We start from the raw sequence: 7,204 nt of genomic DNA on the forward strand, positions 1-7,204 counted from the left end.
GTGAAACGCCTACGTGCTGCGGCCATGCTGATCTCTACTTTCAGTGAACCCTCATTTTAAGAGGGCCCACTGTCCGAGATATCCGCGGCAGCTCAACCCCTACGGCGGCGGCGATGGTGCGGATGGATTCGTCGCGGGCGCGGTGGGGGGGAATGGCGGCGAACTCGGTGAACCGGCGGTGCTCCTTGGTGACGATGAACTGCTCTGGGCTCATGGCTCGTCTTCCTCATAGATTTTCAATCGCTGCTTGGGCCGCTTCGCTTCGTCTTCTGGTTTGTTGGGTGTCCGAGGGGTGCCGTGGGCAGGAAGGAAATCGGCGACAACGGCGATGCGCTCGTTAACGCCGCGTCGATGTTGGCGTCGTTGGGCGGTCCGCGCAGCCTGGATCTCGTTGAGCCCGATCGTCGCGTTCTGGTGGTTGGGGTCGACCGCTGATCCACGCGTCAGTCGGGGTCTTACCGGTCTCGCTGTGGACGCGGTGGTTGTAGTTGCTGACGATCAGCCGACGCAATTCCGCGTAGAGCTGGTCCAGGGTCAGCTGCGGGACGGGACGGCGTTGTCCCTCGGCGAGATGGCCGGGTAGAACGCTGAGCAGTTCGGTGTTCACTGTTCCGAAGAATCGTTTTAATCTTCCCGCGACCCTGCGGACGCGCGGTGGTGGAGTGCACCAGTTCGAAGTTCAGGTCGGCGGCGACTTGCACCAGCTGATCGCTGGTGAATTCGGAGCCATGGTCGACATAGAGAACATCGGGGATGCCTCACATCGGTCAGTCAGGTTCGCTCTTGTGCCAGATCGCCTGCCGGAGCGCCAACGCCGTGTTCATAGCCGATGGTGCGCCAAGGAAGACCATGTAGCCGCAGGCGGCACGGGAGTTGTCGTCGAGGATGACGGACAGCCAAGGCTTGGCCGGTTGGCCGTTCGGGGCAACAATGAGAATGTCGAGCATCGTGTGGTCGGCCTGCCACATCGCATTGGGCAGATCAGCTTGCCGGCGCAGCGCGAGTTCATATTTGTCCCGGTACGCCACCGGTCCCTCCAACGCCAGGACCCCCATCCCAAGATCGATCTCTCGCACGATCGTCCAGACGACAGAGTAGGACGGAACGGGCCACTCCTGCTTCCGGCATAGCTCCGCCACTTTGCGGTGGATCGTAGCGACGGAATCTCGTGGACGTGTCAGGGCGAGGCCTTTGATCAACTGCCCCAGTTCTGGTTTGAGTCGATGCCGGCGCTCGGCGCGAGGCGGTGCCGGTTTTAGCCCGTCGAAACCCTTCGCCCGGTAAGCGGCATGCCAGCGCTCCAGGGTCCGCAACGCCGTGCCGCTGTCCCGGGCGATGGCGGCCAACGAGATGTCGTTCTCCACGTGCAACCGGACAAGTGCCCACCGGGCCTCGGCACGAGTGCTCCCACCCGCAAAAGGGGTGTTCGTCTTCAGCGCCGTGTCCACCAGGTCACGTTGCGGGGGCGACCCGCGGTTGCCGGCGCTTCGTGGTGCCGGGGTCCCTTTTAAGGGTGCGGTAAATGGTGGTGCGGCTGACGCCCAGGACCTCGCCGATCGCGGCGACTGTCATCTCTCTCTCCGCATACATGCGCCTGGCGGTTTTCACCTGGTTCGACGTCAACTGTGGCGGCCGGCCGCCTGTCCTTCCCCGCGCACGAGCCGCTTTCAGCCCCGCGTTGGTTCGTTCCTTTATAAGGTCACGCTCGAACTCTGCGAGTGCGGCGAAGACATGGAACACCAGACGTCCGCCAGGCGAGTTGGTGTCAATGGTTTCCTGCAGCGATCGGAAGCCGACCTCCCGCGCAGCTAAAGTCGCCAGCTGATCGATGAGATGCCGAATCGAGCGACCAAGCCGGTCGAGCCGCCACACCACCAACGTGTCCCCAGGGCGGATCTGGTCCAACAATTTGTCGAGCTCGGGCCGGCCCTCGAGCGAGCCCGAGACGACGTCGACGAAGACCCGGTAACAGCCAGCCGCGTTCAACGCGTCGACTTGGAGCGACGCATCCTGATCGGAGGTGGACACTCTGGCGTACCCGAGAAGATGACCCATAAACTGACCGTAGCGGAACTCATCTCGCACTGAGGGAATCGACGCATAGAATCCGGACCGGAGTTTCGCTACAAAATCTGATTCGAGGACCTCCGAAAAGGTGGTCTTTGAGCCAGCGTTGTGGAAATCGCATTTCGACGTAGCGAATACGAACGAATACGACACACGAGGAACATGGCGCAACCATTAGGACACGCCACCACTTGGCGGGACGTCACCCCGTGCGGCTCAGCCATATAGCCGCAATTGCGCACTAATAGTCACCTTGCGCAAACGGGGCGCCGCTGCGAGTGTTGTAGATATGGAAGCTAGGTTGAGCGCTGGAGCACCCCCCGTGGTTGGCGTATTGTCAATACTCCCTCTTTCTGGAACTTTCCCTCGGCTTGGATGCGTAGACGGTATTGATATCCTCGCGTGGCGAGTCGATGTCAGTCCAGCGAGCATTTTCTTGCACGCACGAGCCGAGCAAACCCGCCGGACTCTGCAGTTGCTGAACAACTACTGGCTGGAGTGGGAGGGATTCGAAAAACGATTCGCTGAGACAGGAGCCTCCGGCGCTGGCAATCCACCGGTCCAACCTGGTGACGCCATGAATCTCCTTCGGGTGACCTTGACTGACGATGCCGGAAACCTATTCGCATCACCGATCGCGCGCGCAGCCGGGTCCGGAACGGAATGGGATGTGACATGGGAGTGGACACGGCCGTCACCGCTGGGAGCGACTCTTAGATTTGAATCAGAATCACCGACAGGGGAAATCGTCCAATTCGAAGTTCCTATCCCAAGTTTCCCCGAGGTTTAGAAACAGCTATCTAGAGCGATGACGCCCGTGCACGCGGCGTAACAGCATGCCACTCGCGACTCGCAAGCGGCCCCCTCCACCATCAGCCCCCGCCTTGCCTCAACGGGCCAAAGCGGGGGCTGATTGTGACCGACCCTCAGTGAATCTCCTTACACGGCAACCTTCCACTTGTTATCGTCCTGCTTCCAGACGCTGCCTTTGTACAGGCTCGCGAATGCGTGCCATCTCGTACCCGGCACCGGGCAGAAGCTAGTGGTTGAAGTCGTGAGGTATGAGGCCGAACCGGAAACAGGTGACCCACAGGACATCCATGATCCGGACGACCCAGAGATAGGCTCATTCCTATAGATGCAACTCAGCGTGTGGGTTCCGGAGGGGATGCTGTTGGCATACGCGTTGATGCCCATCCAAGTGTTTTGGTAGGTGAGATACGCAACGACGTTGGCGTATCCTGTGCTCATTGGCGTCACCGTTTTCGTGCTGGCTCCTCCACAAATCCGTTCCACCTGGTCGAGCATCAGATTGAAAGCCGCTGCAGGGAGCTTGTTCCCGGCAGCATCAAGGGTGCTCAGTGCATTTCCCTCGCACACAGTGACCGTGCTTGACGATGTCCCGGCTGCGAGAGCTGCGGCAGGTGAAACCAGCGTCCCGATCGCCACAAATGCAGCCACAACAATTGCCGTTACAATCCTAGAAGCCCCTCGTCGGACGCTCGATGTTTTCATTTCGATCCCCTCATCGGTGGTGCGTTGCGCCTGACACTAACGGCAGCCACCTTTCCCTGTAAGTCCGCATTACGGGGGACATGGCATGCCGCAGCGATCCGAATTGCAGCCGGTCATCTCGCCCGCCAGGCGAGTCATATCGATACCTCGACGGCGTTGAATAAGAATCCGGCGTACGTCTCCGTACCGCCAATGGATTCGAAAAACCCCCGCCACAAAAATCAAAAAGCCACACCGCTCCCGAGGGAGTCGTGTCGGCGTTCGGCAGACGGTCGTTTGAATGAACGTTACGTGCGGGGCGCATTCAGGGTTCTCGCGGCACCCGCTCCCCAGAGCTGGCTTCAGGCGTCGGCGTCTTCGTGCGCGTCGGGATCGCGGAGGTCGCGGATGGCGCCGGGGGCGAGGTCGGGAGTGGCGAACGTGTACGTGCCCAGCACGCCAAGGTGGGAATGCACGAAGGGTGAGAGCCTAGCCAGGTCATCTTCCCGGATCGGGTAGTCCTGGTCACGGAGCTGAGTGACGGCGGCGTCGAGGTAGCGGGTGGTCCACAGGGTGGCGCAGTTCAGGACCAGGCCGAGAGCACCCAGCTGATTCTCCAGCCCGCGCTCGTAGTGATGGTAAAGCTCACCCCTCTTGCCGTGGCAAATCTTGCGCGCGAGGGAGTGACGGTTCTCTTGGAGATTGCGGATGTCTTTGATATCGCGTCGGTAGGACTCGTCGACGTCGATGTAGGTCAGGATGTGCAGCGTCTTGAAGATCCGCCCGTAGGCGGCGATCGCCTCGCCAAGCGCGGTGGGATGTCCGTCGCGTTGCAGCATCGTCACAACGTCGTACGCGCGCACCGAGCCGGTGTAGATCGAGGAGACCACGCGGACGATGTCATCCCAGTTTCTGCGGATCTTGCCGAGGTCAACCCTGCCGCGGGCGAAGGTGTCCAGCGGACCGTAGTCAGCGCCAGTGGTGATGCGCCAGCCCTTCTGGTCAGGCAAGTCAGCCAGGGCCGGGCGGTAGGAAATGCCCAGGAGCTCGAGCAGCCCGAAGACAAGGTCGCTGTACGAGCCGGTGTCGGTCACGACAATCTCCGGCAGCGCGCCGCCGTCGAAGCCGAAGATGACGTCGACCATGTGCAGCGAGTCACGGATGGTGCCAGAGACGACCTTGGCACCGCGACCCATGCCCCGATCGTTTATGGCGTTCAGCCAGGTCATGCCCCTCTTGGAGCCGAAGTACTTCCGGTTCGGGCGAGCGAACGCGGCGGGGACGGGCACGACGAACCGCATCCCGTCCACGGCCGCGACCAGTCCGCCGCCCCATGCCCGCGCCAAACGGAGAGTGGCCTGCGCGTCAACGAGCGGGACGTTGGCTGCGGAGAGGGTCTCCGGGCGGAAGTAGTTCTGGTAGACGTGAGACAGCCGAGACCGTTCCAGGGCCGGGACGCCCTTCTTCGCGATCGGCCGGTACCCGACGTTCAACGAGTGCGCCGTCAGACATGCGGCGATCGACAGCGACAGATCACTCATCCGGGCGCGCCCTCCGGACGCCGCAGTGAACGCTGCCGGTAGCCCGGGCACCCACCCCATGACTTCGAGGATCACCTCGGGCAGTTCCACGCGGGGCAACATTGCAGTGGTACGTGAGCGTAGGTCCACCAACGAGGGCGGTTCTTCGACGGCCTTAAGGCCGGTGAGGTGAATCTTGCCGTCCTCATCGACGCGAGCGTCGGCATTGGCCGTGAGCCGCCCGCCGACCTCCCGGAGGGTGTCATCGAGGGTACGGGCATGCTCGGCCAAGAGCGCATCCGGGGACTCCGGCAGTCCGAGCGCGGTGAGCGTGTCGGTCCGTATCGCCTGCCACCGCTCACCATCCAGGAGCGCAGCCTGCGGGTTGCGCCACTTCGTGGACATCTCCGCGAAAATCTCCCGCCGTTTCAGGCATCTCCAAAACCGTTCCAAGACACACAAGGCGTAGGCGTGCCGGTTCACCGCGCCGCCCTCGTAGGCGGGATGCCCGAACACCAATCGCCGCCACGGCCCGCTGACGACAGGAACCTCGATCAGATGCGCGCCGATCAGCGGAGCAGCCAGCCGACTGCGGTGGGCCAAGACGTCCGCCACCCCTGTCATCGCCGCCAACACAGGCGCACCTTCGGCGTTGGCACCGAAGGTGATGACCTGGGTCAGCAGCTTCAGGAACCCCGACACTGTCGGGAAGCGTTTGACCAGCTCGGCGCGCCAGTCATCGCCTTCATCGGCGTCAGCGGGAGGCGCGTTCTCGCTGACGACCATCAACGCGGCACGGACCTGCTCGCGGGAGACGACTGCTTCGATGGCCTCCCAGATCTGCCCGATTCGGACCTGCTCGCCCCACCCCTCGGCGGTGAACAGCACTTCCACCGCGGCGGCGAGTCGCGCTGACGCCTTCGCCAGCCGCGGATGCGTGCGGACTTTGTCTTTGTCCGAGGCGCTTCGCGCTTTGTTCAGCAACTCGGTGACCATCAATAGGTCAAGCAACTCCAGGGCATCATCGATGGACTTACCCTCCAGATGTCGCACCGTGGCCAACAACGTCGCTATTCGGCGGCCGGAGGGGTGCCGGTGCAGCGTCGAGGCATCCGCCCGCATCCCGTACTTCGCGAGCTCATCGAGCCGCTGCTGCGGCACCATGTCCTCCATGCCAACCCGGGCCAGCCCCAGACCGGTGACCTCAGCGACCTGGTCCAATGCCTTGATGATCGACGGACCCGAAGCGCGCGGTGTCACTCCTTTGCGCCACCGCTCGAGGACCGAGACCCGCGACCCGGGCGGGATCTCCAACAACTGCTCCAGGACATACTGTTGGCTGCTGGTGACCAACACCTCCAACTCGCCCCATAACCGTTCGGCGGCCTCCTGGCGGAGCCGGGCGATCAGACGCGCCAGGGTGGTGACCCCGGGAAGGAGCACCTTGTGCCGTCGCAACCAGCCCAACGCGTCGGCGAAGATCGCCTTCGGCCCGTCACCCGATGTCCAGGCCCGCGCAGACACCCACCTGACGAAGTCTGCTTCCATGACCGTGAAGTCCACCCACCCGTACTCGCGGCGGATGAGCAGCTGATGCTCAAACGCCGTCGTACGTCGGCTGGTGTATTCCCCCACACGGGACGTATCGTCAACCCCCAACTGCTCAGCGACGAAGTCCACCACCGCGACAGGCATATCCACAGGGTCTTCCAGGAACGTCCCGAGCCAGCGGACCGTGACCAGCTGCAACGCGAACCCGAGCTGAGACTGCTCACCACGCCGGACACCGACCAGGGCCCGATCCTCGTCGTCGAGGAAGAACACGCGTTCCAGATCCGTGCGCGACGGCGCATCAGTAAACCGCCCGTACGCAGCGACCTCATCATCAGTCAGAAACTCCACCGGCATCTGACGACCCTACGCCCCGAAGGAACCGCAAAACGAGCCCCATCGGAACGACCAATCACGCCAACTCACGCCCAACAGGCACCTAAACGTGACTGACCGTTCCAATGCGGCTCAACCCCCCACTCAGTCTGCTCGGCCGCGAGGTCGGCGTGGATGCGCCGATAGCCGTAGGTGCCGTCGGACTCCTCGAAGAAGTGCTGAATCCGCGCGATCAG

5 protein-coding genes and 1 pseudogene are annotated in these 7,204 nt (G+C 62.7%); 1 reads left to right on the forward strand and 5 read right to left on the reverse strand.

The genetic code is table 11. The features are described from left to right. Positions 1-40: 40 nt before the first annotated feature. Positions 41-214: a hypothetical protein gene (locus IWX89_RS18070; protein WP_196904923.1), complete on the reverse strand. Its 174-nt coding sequence runs from the start codon at positions 212-214 to the stop codon at positions 41-43. 83 nt (positions 215-297) lie between these two features. Here IWX89_RS18070 and IWX89_RS18685 point away from each other — a divergent pair, with 83 nt between their 5' ends. Further along, entirely contained in the window at positions 298-435 is a 138-nt protein-coding gene (locus IWX89_RS18685) for a hypothetical protein (RefSeq protein ID WP_231383485.1), read from the forward strand. Positions 436-767: 332 nt separating this feature from the next. Here IWX89_RS18685 and IWX89_RS18690 read toward each other — a convergent pair whose 3' ends face one another. The 4 genes and pseudogenes from IWX89_RS18690 to IWX89_RS18090 all read right to left on the reverse strand — a co-directional run. After that, positions 768-1,448 carry a transposase gene (locus IWX89_RS18690; protein WP_307836625.1) on the reverse strand — a complete coding sequence of 227 codons (681 nt, stop codon included), beginning with the start codon at positions 1,446-1,448 and terminating at the stop codon, positions 768-770. Positions 1,449-1,452: 4 nt separating this feature from the next. Further along, entirely contained in the window at positions 1,453-2,055 is a 603-nt protein-coding gene (locus IWX89_RS18080) for a recombinase family protein (RefSeq protein WP_196904924.1), read from the reverse strand. A gap of 1,868 nt (positions 2,056-3,923) precedes the next feature. Next, positions 3,924-6,989 carry a Tn3 family transposase gene (locus tag IWX89_RS18085; RefSeq protein WP_196904925.1) on the reverse strand — a complete coding sequence of 1,022 codons (3,066 nt, stop codon included), beginning with the start codon at positions 6,987-6,989 and terminating at the stop codon, positions 3,924-3,926. Between the two features lie 110 nt (positions 6,990-7,099). Further along, a pseudogene (locus IWX89_RS18090) lies at positions 7,100-7,204 on the reverse strand (IS3 family transposase); the annotation flags it as partial.

Origin of the sequence: Cryobacterium sp. MP_M3, from assembly GCF_015752155.1 — a bacterium.
GTDB lineage: Bacteria > Actinomycetota > Actinomycetes > Actinomycetales > Microbacteriaceae > Cryobacterium.